General features: G+C 37.9%; 17 protein-coding genes and 1 tRNA gene. 2 read left to right on the plus strand and 16 right to left on the minus strand.

Going from position 1 to position 19,545, the window contains the following annotated elements:
* Nucleotides 1–47 precede the first annotated feature (47 nt).
* Nucleotides 48–1,760: a carbon starvation CstA family protein gene (locus KTB61_RS04810; RefSeq protein ID WP_216696932.1), complete on the plus strand. Its 1,713-nt coding sequence runs from the start codon at nucleotides 48–50 to the stop codon at nucleotides 1,758–1,760.
* Nucleotides 1,761–1,818: 58 nt separating this feature from the next.
* On the opposite strand, the gene KTB61_RS04815 is transcribed toward KTB61_RS04810, so the two are convergent.
* The 3 genes from KTB61_RS04815 to KTB61_RS04825 all read right to left on the minus strand — a co-directional run bounded on the left by KTB61_RS04815 (nucleotide 1,819) and on the right by KTB61_RS04825 (nucleotide 5,308).
* Nucleotides 1,819–3,189 (minus strand): sodium-dependent transporter, encoded by a 1,371-nt coding sequence (locus KTB61_RS04815; protein WP_075759505.1) that lies wholly within the window; start codon nucleotides 3,187–3,189, stop codon nucleotides 1,819–1,821.
* A gap of 95 nt (nucleotides 3,190–3,284) precedes the next feature.
* On the minus strand, nucleotides 3,285–4,616 hold the full coding sequence (locus KTB61_RS04820) for a sensor histidine kinase (protein WP_230973613.1): 1,332 nt from the start codon (nucleotides 4,614–4,616) through the stop codon (nucleotides 3,285–3,287).
* Nucleotides 4,617–4,633: 17 nt separating this feature from the next.
* Nucleotides 4,634–5,308, minus strand: a complete 675-nt coding sequence (locus tag KTB61_RS04825) for a response regulator transcription factor (protein WP_075759507.1) — start codon at nucleotides 5,306–5,308, stop codon at nucleotides 4,634–4,636.
* Nucleotides 5,309–5,431: 123 nt separating this feature from the next.
* Here KTB61_RS04825 and KTB61_RS04830 point away from each other — a divergent pair, with 123 nt between their 5' ends.
* The gene (locus KTB61_RS04830) at nucleotides 5,432–5,929 is read left to right on the plus strand and encodes an entericidin EcnA/B family protein (RefSeq protein ID WP_216696933.1); all 498 of its coding nucleotides are present in this window, start codon (nucleotides 5,432–5,434) and stop codon (nucleotides 5,927–5,929) included.
* 47 nt (nucleotides 5,930–5,976) lie between these two features.
* Here KTB61_RS04830 and KTB61_RS04835 read toward each other — a convergent pair.
* The 13 genes from KTB61_RS04835 to KTB61_RS04895 all read right to left on the minus strand — a co-directional run bounded on the left by KTB61_RS04835 (nucleotide 5,977) and on the right by KTB61_RS04895 (nucleotide 19,389).
* A tRNA-Thr gene (locus KTB61_RS04835) sits at nucleotides 5,977–6,049 on the minus strand.
* 71 nt (nucleotides 6,050–6,120) lie between these two features.
* Nucleotides 6,121–6,378: an HPr family phosphocarrier protein gene (locus KTB61_RS04840; RefSeq protein ID WP_075759509.1), complete on the minus strand. Its 258-nt coding sequence runs from the start codon at nucleotides 6,376–6,378 to the stop codon at nucleotides 6,121–6,123.
* Nucleotides 6,375–7,301: a DNA-binding protein WhiA gene (whiA, locus tag KTB61_RS04845; protein WP_075759510.1), complete on the minus strand. Its 927-nt coding sequence runs from the start codon at nucleotides 7,299–7,301 to the stop codon at nucleotides 6,375–6,377. The genes KTB61_RS04840 and whiA overlap by 4 nt, the downstream gene beginning before the upstream one ends.
* A 3-nt stretch (nucleotides 7,302–7,304) precedes the next feature.
* Nucleotides 7,305–8,159 carry an RNase adapter RapZ gene (gene rapZ / locus KTB61_RS04850; RefSeq protein WP_075759511.1) on the minus strand — a complete coding sequence of 285 codons (855 nt, stop codon included), beginning with the start codon at nucleotides 8,157–8,159 and terminating at the stop codon, nucleotides 7,305–7,307.
* 13 nt (nucleotides 8,160–8,172) lie between these two features.
* A complete protein-coding gene (gene murB, locus KTB61_RS04855; protein WP_075759512.1) occupies nucleotides 8,173–9,081 on the minus strand; it encodes a UDP-N-acetylmuramate dehydrogenase in 909 nt (302 codons plus the stop codon).
* A 48-nt stretch (nucleotides 9,082–9,129) separates the two neighbouring features.
* On the minus strand, nucleotides 9,130–10,065 hold the full coding sequence (locus tag KTB61_RS04860) for an ROK family glucokinase (protein WP_216696934.1): 936 nt from the start codon (nucleotides 10,063–10,065) through the stop codon (nucleotides 9,130–9,132).
* Between the two features lie 2 nt (nucleotides 10,066–10,067).
* Nucleotides 10,068–11,003 (minus strand): HPr(Ser) kinase/phosphatase, encoded by a 936-nt coding sequence (gene hprK / locus KTB61_RS04865; RefSeq protein ID WP_216696935.1) that lies wholly within the window; start codon nucleotides 11,001–11,003, stop codon nucleotides 10,068–10,070.
* A gap of 88 nt (nucleotides 11,004–11,091) precedes the next feature.
* The gene (gene uvrC, locus KTB61_RS04870; protein WP_216696936.1) at nucleotides 11,092–12,960 is read right to left on the minus strand and encodes an excinuclease ABC subunit UvrC; all 1,869 of its coding nucleotides are present in this window, start codon (nucleotides 12,958–12,960) and stop codon (nucleotides 11,092–11,094) included.
* A gap of 433 nt (nucleotides 12,961–13,393) precedes the next feature.
* Nucleotides 13,394–13,885, minus strand: a complete 492-nt coding sequence (gene nrdG / locus KTB61_RS04875; protein WP_075759516.1) for an anaerobic ribonucleoside-triphosphate reductase activating protein — start codon at nucleotides 13,883–13,885, stop codon at nucleotides 13,394–13,396.
* Nucleotides 13,885–16,005, minus strand: coding sequence for an anaerobic ribonucleoside-triphosphate reductase (gene nrdD, locus KTB61_RS04880; RefSeq protein ID WP_075759517.1), 2,121 nt, complete (start codon nucleotides 16,003–16,005; stop codon nucleotides 13,885–13,887). The genes nrdG and nrdD overlap by 1 nt, the downstream gene beginning before the upstream one ends.
* 304 nt (nucleotides 16,006–16,309) lie before the next feature.
* On the minus strand, nucleotides 16,310–16,843 hold the full coding sequence (locus KTB61_RS04885) for a Ger(x)C family spore germination protein (protein ID WP_075759518.1): 534 nt from the start codon (nucleotides 16,841–16,843) through the stop codon (nucleotides 16,310–16,312).
* Nucleotides 16,827–17,882 (minus strand): GerAB/ArcD/ProY family transporter, encoded by a 1,056-nt coding sequence (locus tag KTB61_RS04890; RefSeq protein ID WP_075759519.1) that lies wholly within the window; start codon nucleotides 17,880–17,882, stop codon nucleotides 16,827–16,829. Before KTB61_RS04890 ends, KTB61_RS04885 begins: the two co-directional genes overlap by 17 nt.
* Nucleotides 17,872–19,389 carry a spore germination protein gene (locus KTB61_RS04895; protein WP_230973614.1) on the minus strand — a complete coding sequence of 506 codons (1,518 nt, stop codon included), beginning with the start codon at nucleotides 19,387–19,389 and terminating at the stop codon, nucleotides 17,872–17,874. Before KTB61_RS04895 ends, KTB61_RS04890 begins: the two co-directional genes overlap by 11 nt.
* Nucleotides 19,390–19,545: the final 156 nt, after the last annotated feature.

Below are 19,545 nucleotides of genomic sequence, written 5' to 3' on the forward strand. Positions count from 1 at the left end.
TATTTTGTGTTTTGAATTGTAGTTATATTTTTAGAGGAGTGATTAAAATGAATAGTTTAACAATCGTAGCTATCGCTATCGTTGCACTGGCTGCCGGATATGTTCTTTATGGACGCTGGCTTGCTAAATCATGGGGTATTGATCCAAAAGCAAAAACCCCTGCTTATACACATGAAGATGGGGAAGATTATATTCCAACACCAAAACTGGTTGTTTTCTCACATCAGTTTTCATCTATCGCTGGTGCAGGACCTGTTACCGGACCGATCATCGCAGCAATGTTCGGATGGGTTCCAGTCCTTTTATGGCTGATTATCGGAGGAATTTTCTTCGGAGCTGTTCAGGACTTTACCGCCTTATATGCTTCTGTAAAGAACGAAGGAAAATCCATGGGTATTTTGATTGAAAAATATATCGGAAAAACAGGAAGAAAATTATTTCTCCTATTTTCATGGTTATTTACACTGCTGGTAATTGCTGCATTTACCGATATGGTTGCCAGTACATTTAACGGATTTACCGATACAGGTGTAAAAAGCTCACCAAATGCAGCTGCCGCTTCTATTTCTATGCTGTTTATCGTAGGTGCCATTGTATTCGGTCTCTTTACAAAATACTTTAAGCCAAATCAGGTTGTAGAATTTGTGATTGGTATTGTTTTATTGATTGCCATGCTTGCATTGGGAATTGCTTTTCCACTGTATTTTGGAAAGGCCACATGGACTGGTGTAGTTATGGTTTACTTATTCCTGGCATCTGTAATGCCAATGTGGTTATTAATGCAGCCTCGTGATTATTTAAGTACTTTCTTGTTGGTCGGTATGATTGCCGGTGCTGTTCTTGGTGTTTTTGTTGCTCACCCTGCAATGAATTTACCTGCTTTCAACGGATTTAATGTGGCTGGAAAGAGCTTATTCCCAACATTGTTTATTACCATTGCCTGCGGCGCTGTTTCAGGATTCCACAGTCTGGTATCTTCTGGAACATCATCTAAAACAATTAGCAATGAAAAAGACATGCTTTTTGTCGGATATGGTTCAATGATGGTAGAATCTCTGCTTGGTGTCATCGCTTTAGTTGTTGTTGGAGCAGCCGCAGTCGGTGGAAAAATGCCTGCCGGAACTCCTTTTCAGATTTTCTCTGGAAATGTTGCAGGATTTCTGACATTACTTGGTATTCCAAAACATGTGGCTGTATGCTTTATGACAATGTGCGTTTCCGCACTGGCATTAACATCTTTAGACTCTGTTGCACGAATTGGACGTATGTCTTTCCAGGAATTGTTCCTTGGTGAATCAGCAGATGGATCTGACCTGTCAGGATTCAGAAAACTCTGTACTAACAAATATTTTGCTACTGTTATTACCTTATTCTTCGGATTCCTGTTATGTCTTGGTGGATACAATAACATCTGGCCTTTATTTGGCGCTGCCAACCAGCTGTTAGCTTCATTAGTTCTGATTGCATTATCTGTCTTCTTATTGACAACAGGAAGAAAAGGATGGACACTTTACGCTCCAATGTGCATTATGCTGATCGTTACATTCACTGCATTAATCCAGGCAGTTATTGGTATCTTTACAAAGATCTTCGTAACTGGAGGATTTGTATTTATGATTGACGGACTCCAGCTGATCGTTGCCTTACTGTTAATGGCACTTGGATTTATGGTTGCCGTCTCCTGCTTTAAAAAGCTGATTCATAAAAAGGAGAAAGATACAACTCATACAAACTTCCATAAAACAGCTGATGCAAAATAAATTTTATTCCATAGAAAAAAGTGTGTAAGCTCTGATTCGCTTACACACTTTTATTTTTTTAAAAGAACTTATCAATATATCCCTGTACAAAAATAAACACTACGATCAATGGCAAAATATATGTCACATAAATTCTTGTCCATTCCGGGAATCTGATTCCTTCTCCTTCATTGGCTTCTTTTGTAAAGTTCTTCCAGCCCCATCCATACTTTGTTACACAAAACAGAAGATATATCAAAGATCCCAAAGGAAGAATATTATTGCTGACAATAAAATCTTCCAGATCCTGTATAGTAGTTCCTGATCCAAGAGGCTCTATAAAGCTCCACACATTGAATCCTAACGCACAAGGCAAAGATAATACAACAATTGCCACTGCATTAAAGGCAATTGATTTCTTTAGACTCCATCCCCACAAATCCTGTGCAAAGGAAATAATATTCTGAAATACTGCAATAATCGTTGATAATGCTGCAAAACTCATAAACAGGAAGAATAAAGCACCCCATAAACGGCTTCCAGGCATTTCATTAAAAACATTTGGTAAAGTAATAAATACCAGATTAGGACCACTGTCCGGTCTTACACCAAATGCTGAACATGCAGGAAAAATAATTAACCCAGCCATCAATGCTACCAATGTATCCAGTATAGCTACATTGATTGCCTCTCCCGTCAATCGACGGCTTTTATCAATATAACTTCCGAAAATCGCAATGGCACCTATTCCAAGACTCAATGTAAAAAAGGCCTGTCCCATTGCTGCAGACACAACAGTCATTATCCCCTGTTTTTTCATTGCGCCAAAATCAGGAACCAGATAAAATTTTAATCCTTTAGCTGCTCCAGTTAAGGTTACACTTCTTACAATTAATATAAGGATTACCACAAACAGACATGACATCATTACAGTAGTGATCTTTTCCACACCCTTTTCAAGTCCCATGGAACATACAAGAAATCCCAGTACAATTACCACCAGCATCCAGAAAATCTGAGTCCCAGGTTTTGAAAGCATAGTAGCAAAAATCCCTTCTACCTGTGCTGGCGTTTTTGCAACGAATTCACCTTTTATCATCTTAATGAAATAACAGATCATCCACCCTGCAACAGTTGTATAAAACATCATGAGAAGATAATTTCCTGCCATTCCAATATAACTGTACCAATGCCATTTACTGCCCTTTGGTTCCAGTTTCTGAAAAGATGCAGCAATACTTCTCTGACTGGCTCGTCCTACAGCATACTCCATTACCATAATCGGCAGTCCCAATACAAAAAGAAAAAACAAGTAGACCAATACAAATGCCGCACCTCCGTATTGCCCTGCAATAAACGGAAATCTCCAGACATTACCCAATCCTATGGCACATCCGGCAGAAATCAGAATAAATCCGATTCTTGATGAAAACTTTTCTCTCTTTTCCACAATTCTCTCCTTACATTTTCATTATAATTCATAAAGCCATATTATACTCTATCTCACATAGACCGTCCAGTATCATTCCCATAACTTCCAGATGTTTACAATGCCGGAAGCCAAAAAGAAAATACTGTACCTTCTCCGAAGGTACTTTCTACTTTTATTTCTCCACCATGAAGTCTTACGATCCATTTTACCATAGACAATCCCAGTCCGGTTCCCTGAGAACTACTTCTGCTTTTATCTACCCGATAGAATCGATTCCATATTTTATCTAAAAACTCAGGTTGTATACCGATACCATCATCTGCAATCTGTCCTTCCACCCGATTTTCATTTCTTCTTAAATCAATCCATATATGTCCTTTTTCTTTTCCATATGAGACAGCATTTTGAATCAAATTCATCATCATTCGCATTAATAGTGTCTGGTCACCCTGCACCATAAGCTGTTCTTCCCCATGAACGGAAATAGATATACATTTCTGCTGTGCCTGTCCTTCCATCTCTTCTGCTACTATCTCTGTCAGCATACTAAAATCCACAGTTTCAAACTGACTGGCATTCACAGTTTTTTCTTCTCTTGCAATCATCAGCATTTGAGAAACCAGACGTGACATTTTCTGCGCCTGCCGTAAAAGAATCTCTACCTCTTCTCTTTGTTCCTGACTGAGATCTTGATTATCTAAAAGATATTCACACTCAGAAATCATCACCGCCACCGGAGTCCGCAATTCATGAGATGCATCAGCAGTAAATTGTTTTTCATTTTCAAATGATTCTTGAAGTCTCTCAAACATCTGATTAAAACGCTCTGTCAAATGGTATATTTCATCCCTTGCCTTAGGTAAAGATAATCTCTGGGATAAGTCATCTCCACTGCTTATCCTATCTGCCTCCCCGCAAATAACATCTACTGACTTTAGTGCATGTTTTGTCATAAAATATCCAATCAGACCAATGATAAAAATTAATCCTGGAAACAGAAAAATGATAATATGCTTTGCTGTCTCCACAAATGTTTCCATGTTATGAATAGAAGTTATCCCTCGGATCCATAGAGCCTTCCCCTGTCCATAAGTTTGAATACTGTCATATACCATCCACTGCTTCTGCCCCGTTTTTACAATTCTTGGCTGGCTGGATATCAAAGTCGTCTGTTTAGGAAAATCAACCGGCATGCTTCCATATAAAAGCCTTCCAGTTTCATCATACACACAAAACATAACTCCATCGTTATAAAATTCTGCATCACTGCTCATATAGTAGGTATCATCCTGAAACTTTATGTTTCCTGTAAATCCGGTCACCGCTCCCTGTACTTCTTCCTCTGTCGCAGACAAACCTGTTTTATTAACAAAAACTAGCGTCACAGAAAAAACAATCCCAAGAATTACCGCCACAATTCCTGTATACCACAATGTGACTTTCATTTTAATTGAACATCTTTTCATTCCACATCCCTCAGCACATATCCGGCTCCTCTGACTGTATGAATCAGTTTCCTTTCAAATCCTTCATCAATTTTTTTCCTAAGATACCGAATATAAACATCTATCACATTGGAACTGCCTTCAAAGTTAAAATCCCATGCATTTTGCTCAATCTGATTTCTGGATAACACAACATTTTTATTTCTCATAAGACATTCTAATATCATAAACTCTTTGGCAGAAAGAAAAATCTCTTTTCCATTTCTCCAGACCTGTTTTGTATCACGATCCAATATAAGATCTGCTACTTCCAGCCGATTAGAAGTAAAACTAGGTTTCCGCCGCATCATGACCCGGATTCTTGCCAAAAGCTCATCAAAAGCAAAAGGTTTCACCAGATAATCATCAGCCCCCAGATCCAGTCCTTTTACTCTGTCTTCAATCCCGTCTTTCGCTGTCAGCATCAGAATCGGTGTGTCCTTTCCCTGATTTCGAACTTCCTTTAAAATCGATAAACCATCCTTTCCCGGCACCATAATATCCAGAATCATTCCGTCATAAGAAGTCATGTCAATATAATCCATGGCTTCCAGTCCGTTTCCACAGGCATCCACACTGTATTTTTCTTTCACCAGCCTCTTTTTCAATATTTCCCTTAAATCTTTTTCATCTTCTACTATTAATAATCTCATAATGTATTCATTATAATACAATTCAGAAATATCTGAAATAAGTTTTTCTTTTTAATGTTATTTTAATTTTTGGGTATTATGATATATATAAGCTAAAAGAAATAACGAAAGGAGATTTTAATTATGAAAAGAAAATATTTTTTATTGATTACTGCTCTTATAGCTGTATTCGCATTTACTGGATGTTCTAACACATCCAAAGATTCTACGGAGGCTACTACAACACAGGAGATTGCTACAGAGCAAACTAATAATCAGGCAACAGATAACCAGGATGATGACAGTCAGACAGATGATAACACAGCAAATCAGAAAAATGATGATGCATATGACTTTTCTTCCTATAGCAAACGAATCAATGCAATAACCAAAAAAGTAAACAATGCTAAAACCAGTTCCAATAAACAGACAAATGCAAAACGTTTTTATTCTTTAAAAAAGCAAATTGACGCTATTGAAGATGATTTAGACAAATTGGATGACTCTTTCGAAAATGCCTATGAAAATAATAAAATAACTTTTGAAACCTATGAAAAAAGAGAACGTTCTATTGATAAACTGGAAGATCAGCTGGAAATGGCAGAAGATGCTCTTGAAAAGAAATTTGGAATTGATGACTAAACAAAAAGGTGGATTTCTAAAAATCCACCTTTTTATCATTAATAGCAAGCCGAAAACCGGACTTGAACCGGCGACCCCTTCATTACGAGTGAAGTGCTCTACCAACTGAGCTATTTCGGCATATATGAAAGCATACCTTACGGTGTAATTCACTATATATTACGGTATGCTCTATGAGAATAGACTGAAATCTATGCTCCTTTTGTTAAATAATTTTCAATCTGGGCTACTGCCTCTTCTTCGTCAGTTCCATCTGCAACAACTGTTAGATCATCAATCTGATACAGTCCCAGACTCATCATTCCCATGATACTTTTTACATTAACCTGCTTATTTCCAGCTTCAAATAAAATCTTACTTTCAAACTGGCTTGCCATCTGTACAAGAAATGCAATCGGCCTGTCTTCTTCCTTTAATTCTGCCTGCACTTTAACCTTTTTAGAAATCATCCTTTTCCTCCTAATCTCATCTCTTCTGCCATCTTACTTATTTTCTTTAAACGATGATTGACTCCGGATTTTCCAACCGGAGGATTTAGCATGTCCCCAAGCTCCTTTAAGGTAGCTTCCGGATTCTCTAAACGCAAATAAGCAATATCTTGTAAACCCTGATTCAAATGATGAAGACCTTTGTGCTGCATGATATATTCAATATCTTCAACCTGCTTAACAGCAGCAGAAACTGTCTTATTAATGTTTGCCGTCTCACAATTCACACGGCGATTTACTGTATTACGCATTTCTTTGAGAATTCTTACATTCTCAAGCTCCATCAATGCAATATGTGCCTCCATAATATTAAGTACATCAACAATTTTGGCACCTTCTTTGATGTATACAACATAATATTTTTTCCGCAAGACAATTTTAGCATCCAATTCAAAAAAATTCAACACGTCTCGCAGCTGTTCTGCAATTTCTTCATCAGTCGAAACAACTTCAAAATGATAGTTTTTTTCTGGATCACTCATGGATCCTGCCGCTTGAAATGCTCCACGAATGTATGCCCTTTTACAGCATGTATTCTGCAGAACCATTCCTGATTCACCAGCTTCCATAAGTTTTACCGCCTTCAATATTAAAACAGAATCAGGATGATTGTCAACACTTACTGTATAATTTCGACTTCTTTTGAGAAAATCATTGCGGCTTACATGTATTTTTGCATGGATATCAAATACATCTTTTAGAAGAGTATAAAAACGTTTGGCTACAGATACTGTTTCTGTATGAATCTGAATATGATAGTTTCCTTCTTTCTCTGTCACCTCTCCACAGAACCGCACAAAAGCAGCCAGTTCCGCTATTTTACAATGTCTGGCACTTGTTTCATTTCTAGATAATTCTTCTTTCACGTTACTTGAAAACGACATTTCCTACCTCATTATATCTCTATGCTCCACCTTAACAAAATATGGCAGATGTGATAGTTTTTCTGCCAGCGCATTGGTAATTGTTACCGAACGATGCTTTCCACCTGTACATCCGATTCCTATGACCAGATTATATTTTCCTTCTTTTATATAATTTGGAATCAGAAATTCCATCATGTCATCCAGTTTCTCCAGAAACTGAACCGCTTCATCATATTTCATAACAAAATCCTGAATCGGTTTATCATTTCCCGTCAATGGACGCAGTTTCAGATCATAATATGGATTTGGCAGGAATCTTACATCAAACACAAGATCCACATCTGCAGGAATTCCATATTTAAATCCAAAAGATACAACAGCAATCTGAAATCTTTCGTTTGTTTCTCCATCCACATAAATATGATCGATTTCCTCTTTCAGTTCACGGATCAGAAGGTGACTGGTATCAATCACATAAGTAGCCTGCTTCATAAGGAATTTCATTGCTTCCCGTTCTTTTTCGATTCCATCTTCCACCCTTCCATCTCGTGATAAAGGATGATTTCTCCTTGTTTCTTTGTATCTCTTTAATAAAATGCGATTACTTGCATTCAAATAAAGAATCTCTGGAGAAATGCCAAGATTCCTGATCTTATCAAGCATTGTCTCCAATTCTCCAATTCCCTCACCATTTCGAACATCGATTCCCAGGGCAACATTGTGTATTTTTGCTGTTTTATCCAATGTCAGTTTTGCAAATTTATCCAACAGAGCTACTGGAAGATTATCTACACAAAAATATCCTATATCTTCCAATGTTTTCAATGCACTGCTCTTTCCTGCTCCTGACATTCCTGTTACAATTACAAATCTCATTTGCTCTTCCTCTTTAGAAACGTCCAACTCTTTTCACTTCCGGCTCCATATTAACACCGAACTGTTCTTTTACTTTCTTTTGTACATCTGCAATCAGCTGCATAACATCTGCTGCAGTTGCATTTTCCTGATTGATCACAAAACCACAGTGTTTGTCTGAAACTCTTGCACCACCTACCTGATAACCTCTAAGACCTGCATCCTGAATAAGTTTCCCTGCGAAATAGCCTTCAGGACGTTTAAAGGTACTTCCTGCACTTGGATATTCCAATGGTTGTTTTGTACGTCTTGCAAGGGAATATTCATCCATTTTAGCCTGAATTTCCTCTGGATTTCCTTTCTTCAAGACAATGGTTCCCTCTAGAACAATATATTCATTTTTCAAAATATTACTTGTGCGGTATCCAAGTTCCAGTTCCTGTGCCGGTATTGTTTTAACATCGCCTTCTTTTGTAAGTACAGTCACCTCTTTTAGGACCTGTACTATTTCTCCTCCGTAAGCACCAGCATTCATCACTACTGCACCACCAAAAGTTCCCGGAATGCCGCCTGCAAATTCAAAACCAGTCAGTTCTTCTGAGAGAGCTACCTTGGCTGCAGTACTAAGAAGCGTTCCTGCCTTAATTGTAATCTCATTTCCATTTACTGTAATGCCGCTAAAATTCTTATATATCTGAAGAACAATTCCATCCATACCCTCATCTGCCACCAGAAGGTTACTTCCATTTCCAAGGACAAAAACCGGAACTCCCTGTTTTTTTGCTGCTTCACAAACAGTTTTAATTTCTTCTATCGTATCTGGAACAATAAAAATATCAGCAGGTCCTCCAATACGAAATGTTGTATGATTTTTCATAGGCTCATTCAAAAGAATTTTTTCTTCTGAAATCACTTCTTTTAACTGATTGATCACCTTATTCATGATTCCTCCAATGATTGCTTTTCTCTCTTTAATAATATCATTCTTTATCTATGACAGCACCAGGCTTGCCGCACCAAAAATTCCAGCATCGTTTCCCAGTGTAGCAATAACAAATTTTCCATCCTGTACTTTACCAAATGTATATGTAGAATAGTACTTTTTAATAGCATCCAGTAAAATCTGTCCGGCTCTTGATACTCCGCCTCCGATTACAAAGACCTCAGGATCAACCATCAGGGCAATATTTCCAAATGCCAATGCAAGTTTCTGTCCAAGATGATCTACCTGCTCCATAGCAAAAGCATCTCCTTCTTTTGCCAGATCAAAAATGTCTTTTGCTGTAATATCTTCCATATCTTTTAAAGCTGTGGCTTCACTGGTTTCTTTTAATGCCTTTTTTGTTTCATATACAATTCCTGTTGCAGAAGCATATAACTCAAGACATCCTGTCTTTCCACAATTACATACTCTGTCATCTGCAGGATCTACCGTCATATGTCCAATTTCTCCACCGTATCCACGGCTTCCGTCAATAATCTTTCCATCCACGATAATTCCGCCGCCAACTCCTGTTCCAAGAGTTACCATAACAGCATTAGAATAATCAGCTGCTGCACCTGTCCATAATTCACCTAATGCTGCTGCATTGGCATCATTGGTTACCTTTACAGGGCAATCCAGCATAGCAGATAATTCCTTTCCTACATTGACACTTCCCCATCCAAGATTTACACATTCATTTACTTTTGTAAATTCTAGAACAGCACCAGGAACTCCCACTCCTGCTCCTGCTAAATCTTCTTTACTGATATTATGAGCGGCTATATTATCCTTAACAGAAGCTGCAATATCTGTTAAAATATTTTTCCCATTTTCTTCTTTTCTGGTTGGTATTTCCCATTTTTCCATCAGTTTCCCATCTTCAGAAAAAAGTCCCAGTTTAACCGTAGTTCCTCCAACATCAATTCCATATAAATATTTCATGTTTATACCTCCATTTGTCCAGTTACACGTTTATATAATTCTTCAGCAGCATTATATCCCATCTTCTTCTGTCTGTGATTAATTGCTGCAGTTTCCACGATAATTGCCAGATTTCTTCCCGGACGAATCGGAAGTGTGTGGGCTGCAACTTTATTTCCAAGATACTCCACATATTTTTCTTCCAATCCCAGTCGGTCATAATCTGTATCTTTGTTCCAGTCTTCCAGCTGGATGACCAGATCAATATCCTGTTCCATCTTCACACTTTCTACACCAAACAGATTTTTTACATCAATAATACCAATTCCACGAAGTTCAATAAAAAATCGTGTAACATCAGGTGAAGAACCTATGAGAGTCTTTTTACTGACACGCTTAATCTCCACCACATCATCAGAAACCAGCCGGTGTCCACGTTTGATCAGCTCTAAAGCTGCTTCACTTTTACCAATTCCACTTTCACCTGTAATAAGAATCCCTTCACCAAAAACATCAACTAAAACCCCATGAATTGAGATTCTCGGTGCCAGCACAACACTTAACCATTGAATTACTTCTGCCATAAATTCAGAAGTTGTATCCTGAGAAATCAAAATTGGTACTTTATATTTTTGGGCAACTTCTATCATCCTGTCACAAGGAACTAAATTACTGCAAAATACCAGACATGGAATTCCTGCTGAGAAAAATTTTTCAAAAATAGATGTAACCACCATATCATCTTTCTGAATCTCCTGAAGATACAGATATTCTACATTTCCGATAATCTGTAAACGATTACTGTCAAAATGTTCAAAATATCCCGCCAGCTGCAATGCCGGACGATTAATTTCTGCCTGTCTGATGTATATCTCTCTTGTATTGATTTCAGGAAGAACTTCTTTTAAATTCAGTTCTTTCATCATGTCATATACTGAAATCTTATGTTCCTGATTCATAATAGATGCTCCCTTCTTTTATACCTTTTCATTACGTTATTTTATCATATTTTCTATCTTAAAAAAAGGATTGATAGATAATCCATGTTTATCTACCCTCCTGATGGAAAAACAGGTAGATTTCTCTGGCCGTTTTCCGATCCATACCAGGAACCTTAAGCAGTTCCTCTTCTTCCGCAGTTTTTATGGATGATATATCCTTAAAATATTTCATTAATGCTTTTCTTCTCTTTGGTCCTACACCTTTTATATCATCCAGAACGGAATGAACCTGTCCTTTTGCTCTTAACGAGCGATGGTACTCAATAGCAAAACGATGGGCTTCATCCTGAATTCTCGTTACCAGAAGAAAAGCCTCACTATTCCTTGGAAATATGATTTCCTCATTATTATAATACAATCCTCTCGTTCTATGATTGTCATCTTTTACCATTCCACAAACCGGTATCTGAAGATCAAGTTTTTCCAGTACTTTATTCGCTATATTAACCTGCCCTTTTCCACCATCCATTAAAAGCAGGTCTGGAAATTTTGTGAAACTTCCAAGTTCCAGATCTTTCCCTTCCTGTAAAAGTTCATCCAGCTCTCTCTGTCCATGGCGAAATCGTCTGGTCAGGACTTCTTCCATACTTGCATAATCATCAGGACCTTCTATTGTTTTTAATCGGAATTTCCGATAATCCCGTTTTCGCGCCTTTCCGTTTTCAAAAACTACCATGGATGCCACTGTCTGAAAACCACTGATATTGGAAATATCAAATGCTTCCATTCGTTTTAATCCTTCTATCCCTAAAAGTTGTTCGATCTCATGGACAGCACCTATGGTCCTTTTTTCTTCCCTCTTTATTTTTTCACGATCCATTCTCAAAATGTTCTCTGCATTTTCTTTCGCCATTTCCACCATTCGATGCTTTTGCCCTTTAACTGGAACTTTCAGATGAACCTTACTGCCTCTTTTTTTACTTAACCATTTTTCTATAATCTCCATGTCCTCCACCGGATATTCCAAAAATATTTCTCCGGGAAGATATGGAGTTCCCGCATAAAACTGTTTGATAAAAGCACTTAGAATTTTTTCGTCTGAGTTTTCTTCATTTAAATCCATATGGAAATGCTCTCTTCCAAGAAGTTTTCCCTGCCGAATAAAAAATATGGCTACAACTGCATCTTTTTCATCCTTTGCCATTGCAATCATATCTCTGTCTTCAAATCCCTGAGTATTGATTTTCTGACGATCCATAATTTTTTGTATGCTTCTCAGCAGATCTCTGTATTCCATTGCCTGCTCAAATTCCAGTTCCTTAGATGCTCTTTCCATCTTTTCCTGAAGATTCCTTGCAACTTCCTTGTAATTGCCATTTAGAAAATTTAATGTCTCTTCAATCTTTTTTCCATAATCTTCTTTAGAAATATATCCCTGACATGGACCATTACATTGCTTGATCTGATAGTACAGACACGGACGATCCTTTCCTATATCTTTAGGTAACCTGCGATTACATGTCCGTATCTTAAAAATCTTTCGAAGCAATTCTATTGTATCATTTACAGCACCTGAACTGGTATATGGTCCAAAATATCTGCAGTGATCCGGTTTCATCTTTCTTGCAAGCATAATCCTTGGAAAATCCTCATTGGTAGTCACCTTAATATACGGGTAATTTTTATCATCCTTTAACATGGTATTATATTTAGGACGATGTTCCTTGATCAGATTACTCTCCAGTACCAGCGCTTCCAGTTCAGAATCTGTAATTATATATTCAAACCAGGATATATTCTGAACCATATGCTGAATTTTTACAGACAGATTCCGACTATCCTGAAAATACTGACGCACACGGTTACAAAGCTTAATTGCCTTTCCCACATATATAATTTCATCTTTTTTATTATGCATTAAATAAACTCCTGGCTTAGCCGGGAGCTTCTTTAATTCTTCCTGAATATCAAACATTATGAACCTCCGTTTCATCATTCTAACAAAAGCTGGCAATCAAGTCTATAGCAGATGGATACAATGTAACAAGGTCTTTTCTATGTAATTAAGAACAAAGCGGACAAGTCTGCTTCAACTCCCTCTATCCCTCACTCATGAGGGACTTGCTCCGCTTTGCGCGCCAGATGCTATTGCGTAAGCAATTATCACCTTATGCATCTGGTCGCATCTTTTGCGGAGCATTTTTTATTACATAGGAAATTCAAAGGAATTTCCTATGTAATAAAAAATCCCGCCATCATCTGGCGGGATTTCTTTTTATCAAATGAAAAGAGAGGATTAAAATATATGAAAAACTATGTTTTAAGTATATCAAAATTCCTTTCTAATACAATGTAACAAAAATAAAAAATTATAAACACTTTCTAAACAAATCTAAAGATTTAAATTTCTACTGGCAGTGAAGAATGAGCCGATCTTCTTTTAATGATTGTTTTACATCAATCACCCGCTGGTTACTACTTCCTCTCCAATGAATCTTTGGATCTCGTAATTCCTCTATGTATGGTCCGTCTATCAGCACATCAATATTTTTAATTACTTCCAGTGTAGAAATTTCTTCCCAGCAAAATCCTGTATACATCCAGATTGTCTTTTCCGGAAATTTTTCTTTAATTTCTTCCACAAGAATGGTAATATCTCTGCAATTTGCCGGATGAAGAGGATCTCCACCACTTAATGTAATACCTGAAACATACGGTTTATCCAGTGCTTCAAATAATTCCTTTTTTGCCCCTTCATCAAACTCGAGTCCGCCTTTAATATCCCAGGTGACCGGATTATGACAGTTTTTACATTTGTGAGTACATCCAGAGACCCACAAAACCACCCGGAGACCGTCTCCGTTGAGCATATCATCCTTGGTTATATTATGGTAACGCATTACATGGATTTCCTTTCTGAAATTTCTGCCATTTTGGCATCATTTAGTCTCGTATCTCCTTTTACTCTGGAATAAGATAGATATCCGTTCATTCGATCAATTTTGGTGAGATTATGACTTCCACATTTTGGACATACATCCATTTCCAGTTCTTCATGTCCACAGTCATCACAATAAGCCAGAGATAAATTAACTCCTTCGTAATATCCAAGATCCATTGCACGACGCACCAGAGTTTTGATTGCCTCTTCATTATAATCGATTGGATATTTTACATATTGAATCTTTCCACCGTTGCTTAATTCCCAGAATCTTCCTTCAAGATCCTGTTTTTCTATTGGAGTAATATCTTCTGCCACATGACAATGGAAAGAATTGCTGACATATTCTCTGTCAGATACATTTTCAATAACTCCATATTTCTTACGGAACTGTTTCACCTGCAATCCACAGAGATTTTCTGCCGGAGTTCCATAAATAGCATACAAATAACCATCTTCCTTTTTAAACCTGGCTACCTGCTCATTAATATATTGTAATGTTTCCAGTGCAAACTTTCCGTCTTCCACCAGGGATTTATGGTTATAAAGCTGCTGCAGCTCATTTAATGCCGTAATTCCAAAAGATGCTGTTGCAGATTTTAACAATGGTTTGATTTTGTCATGAAGATCCAGATGTCCCCCAAGGAAACCACCTTCGCAGTACGCCAAAGGATTGGTGGACGCCTTCATCTCTCCCAGATATTCATAGGTTCTGATATGAAGCTGACGAATCAGATTCAGATAATAATCTAAAACTTCATGAAAATCTCTGCTTTCCTGTTTTGCCTTGGCATAAATCATTGGAAGATGCAGGCTGACTGCTCCTATATTAAATCTTCCTACAAATACCGGAACATCTTCCTCATCTGCCGGCTCCATTCCACCTCTCTCATACCACGGAGATAAAAATGCACGACAACCCATGGGACTGATAATCTTTCCGTACTTTTTATACATGCTGGAAATATACCCTTCTCCCGTAAGGCTCAGCCAGTCTGGATACATAGTCTTGCTGGAACAACGGATTCCTGCTTCAAACACATCTTCCAGTTCTCCTCCTGGTCCATGGAGGTTCTTGTCATATAAAAATACAATTTTCGGAAACAGAACAGGTTTTTTATGTCCTTCCTTTCCCTGACCTTGTCTTCTTACATCCAGCATGGAAATTGTAGCCATCTTTGCAAATCGCCCGGTTCCAGTTCCTGCCGTAATGGTAATAAACGGATAATCTCCTCTGCTGGAAGAAACACTGTTAAACTTATATTCCAGTCCCTGAAATCCCTGCTCAAATTCTCTCTTTACATCCTTTAATGCTTCCGCCTCAGCTTTATCTTCAAGCAGACCCAGTTCCAGATATCTCTTTATGGCTTTATTATAGGATTTCTCTGCATAAGGCTCCAGAATCAGCTCAATATTCGGTACAGTAAATCCGCCATACTGCTGACTGGCAGCACTTAAAACAATATCTCCAATAACGTCAAAAGCTACATCCAGTGTCTTTGGCTCGTTATACCAGAGATTTCCCATTTCAAAACCGCCTTTTAACACTTCCTGCACATCAAACAGACAGCAGTTCATAGTGTCTCTGCGGGCAGACATATCATGAATATAAATATAACCATCTCTGCATGCCTGTATTTCTTCTGTAGTTAAAAAGAATTTCTTATATAACTCCTTATTTAATTCATTAAATATCAGACTTCTCTTTGTAGATACCAGTGCACTGTCTGTATTACTGTTTTCTTTGTCTCCAATATACATAATAGACTGACTTTTTTTATAAACTTCATCCAGCATCTGAACAAAATCCTGTTTATAATTTCTGTAATCGCGATAGCTTTTAGCGACCAGAGGATTCGTCTGCTCCAGAGCTCCTTCTACTACATTATGCATCTCCGAAATATGAACTTCATCTTTATGCATCTCCTGTACTTTTTTCGTTACAAAGTCACAAATAAAATCCAGTTCTTTCTGAGAAAATTTCACCAATGCACGATAAGCAGATTTATTAACTGCTACCACAACCTTCTGCACATTGAAATCCTCTCTTGTACCATCTTTCTTTACTACTTTGATCATTTAGCTCTTTCTCCCCTTTCGGCTATATCGTATAATCTTTTCTATATTCAAGACTCGCTCGCGAGTCTTGGCGCGGAATTCGGGTCTGCATAGCAGACATACTTCCAATCCGAATTCCTGCGCATCCTCGCGGAGCGTATATCAGATGGGGGATTGAAACCCGCCACTGATACATAATTGTTGCTCACCGCCTACAGAGGCGGGAGTCATCCCTCATCCGATATACTATATATAGTGTTTATTCGAAATCCATTCCACAACATAATGTGAAGTATTTCAATATTATCATTGGTCAAATAGAAAGTCAATACATTATCCGTCCTAAGGTATAATTTTTAGGTAAAGTAATTTCTTCAGAATTTTCAATAGATTTTGCCACATATTCTCCAAAAGAAATGCTCAGATTTTTTTCTTTTGAAAAAACATCAGAAATACTTTTATCTGTTTTTAGCACAAAAACAGATTTGGCAATTTGCGGATGCCTGAGCAATTCTTTTATAATCTTTGGATCTTTCACTCCATTACCAAAAATAATTACCTTTAAATGTCCAAAATTTAAATTTTTCATCTGATATTTTTCCCATTTTTTGTTGGCATCAGCAAAAGAGTCTGCCAGAAAGGTTATGGATTTTGACGGTATCTTTGTTCCTGAATTGCTTTTTTCATTATCAAAATCAGCATAAGAATATCGTACCAGGTATTGATCACCGTTTTTTTCAAATCCCATAGCCAGGATATAACTACTGTCTTCAATATCTTTCTGATTTTTGCATCCGCAGCAGCCGGTAAATATTGTCAGCAAAAGCAGAATCAGAAAACATTTAGCTGTAAATTTCATTCTTTTTTCTCCTTCTTCTACTCAGAAACAGTACCAGCGGAAAAATCATTCCAATAATCAGATTTCCATAGATGAACCACAAAAAATACTTTTGAAAAAGCGGATAAAGATCAAAAAGGAAATCAGTCATAAACAATATTCCTCCATAGGACAGCCACGCTGCTATTTTCCCTCCGTTTTGAAAAGTATTCCTAATGCTCTCATTTCCATAAAACAAATATCCGCTGAAAACACAGAAAACTCCTACGATCCAGAAAGCAATAAGAAAAATATCCAGACGGGCCATTAAACCTCCAGGCATTGCCGCTCCCTGTGCCATGGACATTACCGGATTTTCATCATACAAAATCATTTTTCTTCCCAGTGAGCCTGTCACTGCACAGAAAATTCCCATAAGAAGGATTCCCAAACCTAAAAAAGATGAAACTGTCATATTTCCTTGATTTATATTTCCTCTGTAAAACCACGCCAGTTCCATTGGATGAAGCAACGCTACTGCCCCAATCATTCCATTAACAAAGTGATTCCATGAAAATGTTGTTACACTGAGTTCCCCTAACGATAAATCTGTAAGACTTAATAGTAAAACAAAGATAACCGGAAGCAGCACAAACCAGAAAATTCCTTCCATAACCCTTCCCCGTCCTCTTAATCCACTTCTGTTAATCATCCATGCAAGAATCATCAACAGTACTCCTGCAAACCATGGCTTTCTGCCTGGAAGAAGGTAACGGGATACCATAAAAAGGATATAAATATAAAAAAAGACTCCATTTATCCAGAAACGCATATAATAAAAAACAGCCGCCAAGGGATGTCCTTTTAACATTTGCTCCATTGATATGCCCCTGGTCATTTTTTCTGTTATCAAAAAATATATTCCCGCCAGAAAGCAGGCTCCTGCTACTGAAAGGATTCCACTTTCCGCATTTTTCCCTAAAACCACCTGTGGCAGAAATAATGCCGAAGCAGAAAAAGTTTCCAGTATAAAAATCCTGTTCCCCTGCCTTTCTGTAATTACCTGATGCTTATTTTCCATGGCGTTCCTCCTTTTGCCTGATTCTTGCATCATTTTTTGTAAACTCCGGCCGTAATTTCATACTTTTCAAAGGTGCCCTGATTACATAATCCTGAAAAGCCGTGGATACACCGTGCTCTTTTGCCGTTGTAGGATACATGTAAGGAACTCCGTAATTTTCCATTTGAAACAAATGAATAAAAATTGCCAGGCATCCAAGAAAAAATCCATAAAGTCCCCAAAAAGTGCAAAAGGCGATGAGCATAAACTTCAACAGACGAAAGGCTCCTGTGAATATTTCATTGGGAATAGAAAAAGATGCAATGGCTGTCAATGAAACCACAATAACCACAATTGTACTGACAATATGGGCATCTACTGCTGCCTGTCCTACAATCAGTCCTCCAACGATTCCTATAGTCCCTCCAAGCTGTCCCGGCAGACGAATTCCTGCTTCCCGAAGAAGTTCAAAAGAAAGCTCCATCAGCAGCACTTCCACAACTACCGGAAATGGAACCCCTTCTCTGGCCGATACCAACGCCAGTAAAAAAGGGGTTGGCAGGACTTCCGGATGATAACTGGCAAGGGCCACATAAAATCCAGGCAGTCCTACAGCTAAAAAAGCTGAAATATATCGAAGTATTCTTGCAAATGTTGCTGTCTCCCATCGATTATAATAATCATCACTGGCCTGAAAAAAAACATTCAAAGTAACAGGAAGCAGCAACGCCTCAGGAGAATTATCCACAATAACAGCGATTCTTCCTTCAAGTAATCCACTGGCAGTTTTGTCAGGACGCTGTGTCAACTGATATGTTGGAAAAGGAGTTTTTGTATTCTTCTCTAAGAACTGCTGAAGCATACTGCTGTCAAGCACTCCATCCACACACATCTCCTCTATCTGTGCTTCAATTTCTTCTAATATATCTTTTTTTACCAGATCATCTATATACATTATTGCATAATCTGTTTTACTTCTGGTACCTACCTGTTTTTGGATTACTTTCAAACGAGTGTCACGAATACGACGCCGCACCAGTGCTGTATTGGTTCTCAGACTTTCATTAAAACTGTCCTTTGGACCAACCATAGCTACTTCCTGATCCGCAGTCTGAACTCCCCGTGTCGGCGGCATTTTACTGGAAATAAGAATTGCCTGTCCCTCTCCATCAATAAATACTACTGTATTTCCAGAAAGAATTGCTGTGAAAGCTTCCTCCATAGTTGTAATCCATTTTCGATCCGCACTTTCAATCACCCATTGATCAACAGCCTGCCTTTTCTCCTGCACAGGTTCAATCAGCATAGGTTTGATCACTGATTCCTGAATCATTTCTGTATTTACCAGACCATCCATATAAACAACATAAATTCGTATATTCCTTCGTCTTCCTATATGAAACTCTTTTTTTATCAAATCATTGCAATCAGCCATCACTGCTTCTACATACTTTATATTGTTTTGAATATCCTGGGAAATCTTCCCTTTTAATTTATGATCTCGTCCATGAAACTCATCCATATCCATCGGCCTTTCTGTTTTTAATTATTATGAGAGAAAAACCGTTTTTTTATTCTCAGGAAGAGATTTTACGCTCTAACGTAAGAACAAAGCGGACAAGTCCGCTATCAACTCCCTGTATCCCTCGATCATGAGGGACTTGCTCCGCTTTGCGTGCCGATG

It is taken from the genome of Anaerostipes faecalis, from assembly GCF_018982945.1.
Taxonomy (GTDB): domain Bacteria; phylum Bacillota; class Clostridia; order Lachnospirales; family Lachnospiraceae; genus Anaerostipes; species Anaerostipes faecalis.

What these genes read in the sequence shown, in the direction of transcription:
- KTB61_RS04810 (WP_216696932.1), top strand. Translation starts at nt 48, where the DNA reads ATGAATAGTTTAACAATCGTAGCTATCGCTATCGTTGCACTGGCTGCC.
- KTB61_RS04820 (WP_230973613.1), bottom strand. Translation starts at nt 4,616, where the DNA reads ATGAAAGTCACATTGTGGTATACAGGAATTGTGGCGGTAATTCTTGGG.
- KTB61_RS04825 (WP_075759507.1), bottom strand. Translation starts at nt 5,308, where the DNA reads ATGAGATTATTAATAGTAGAAGATGAAAAAGATTTAAGGGAAATATTG.
- KTB61_RS04830 (WP_216696933.1), top strand. Translation starts at nt 5,432, where the DNA reads ATGAAAAGAAAATATTTTTTATTGATTACTGCTCTTATAGCTGTATTC.
- KTB61_RS04840 (WP_075759509.1), bottom strand. Translation starts at nt 6,378, where the DNA reads ATGATTTCTAAAAAGGTTAAAGTGCAGGCAGAATTAAAGGAAGAAGAC.
- whiA (WP_075759510.1), bottom strand. Translation starts at nt 7,301, where the DNA reads ATGTCGTTTTCAAGTAACGTGAAAGAAGAATTATCTAGAAATGAAACA.
- rapZ (WP_075759511.1), bottom strand. Translation starts at nt 8,159, where the DNA reads ATGAGATTTGTAATTGTAACAGGAATGTCAGGAGCAGGAAAGAGCAGT.
- murB (WP_075759512.1), bottom strand. Translation starts at nt 9,081, where the DNA reads ATGAATAAGGTGATCAATCAGTTAAAAGAAGTGATTTCAGAAGAAAAA.
- KTB61_RS04860 (WP_216696934.1), bottom strand. Translation starts at nt 10,065, where the DNA reads ATGAAATATTTATATGGAATTGATGTTGGAGGAACTACGGTTAAACTG.
- hprK (WP_216696935.1), bottom strand. Translation starts at nt 11,003, where the DNA reads ATGAATCAGGAACATAAGATTTCAGTATATGACATGATGAAAGAACTG.
- uvrC (WP_216696936.1), bottom strand. Translation starts at nt 12,960, where the DNA reads ATGTTTGATATTCAGGAAGAATTAAAGAAGCTCCCGGCTAAGCCAGGA.
- nrdG (WP_075759516.1), bottom strand. Translation starts at nt 13,885, where the DNA reads ATGCGTTACCATAATATAACCAAGGATGATATGCTCAACGGAGACGGT.
- nrdD (WP_075759517.1), bottom strand. Translation starts at nt 16,005, where the DNA reads ATGATCAAAGTAGTAAAGAAAGATGGTACAAGAGAGGATTTCAATGTG.
- KTB61_RS04885 (WP_075759518.1), bottom strand. Translation starts at nt 16,843, where the DNA reads ATGAAATTTACAGCTAAATGTTTTCTGATTCTGCTTTTGCTGACAATA.
- KTB61_RS04890 (WP_075759519.1), bottom strand. Translation starts at nt 17,882, where the DNA reads ATGGAAAATAAGCATCAGGTAATTACAGAAAGGCAGGGGAACAGGATT.
- KTB61_RS04895 (WP_230973614.1), bottom strand. Translation starts at nt 19,389, where the DNA reads ATGGATATGGATGAGTTTCATGGACGAGATCATAAATTAAAAGGGAAG.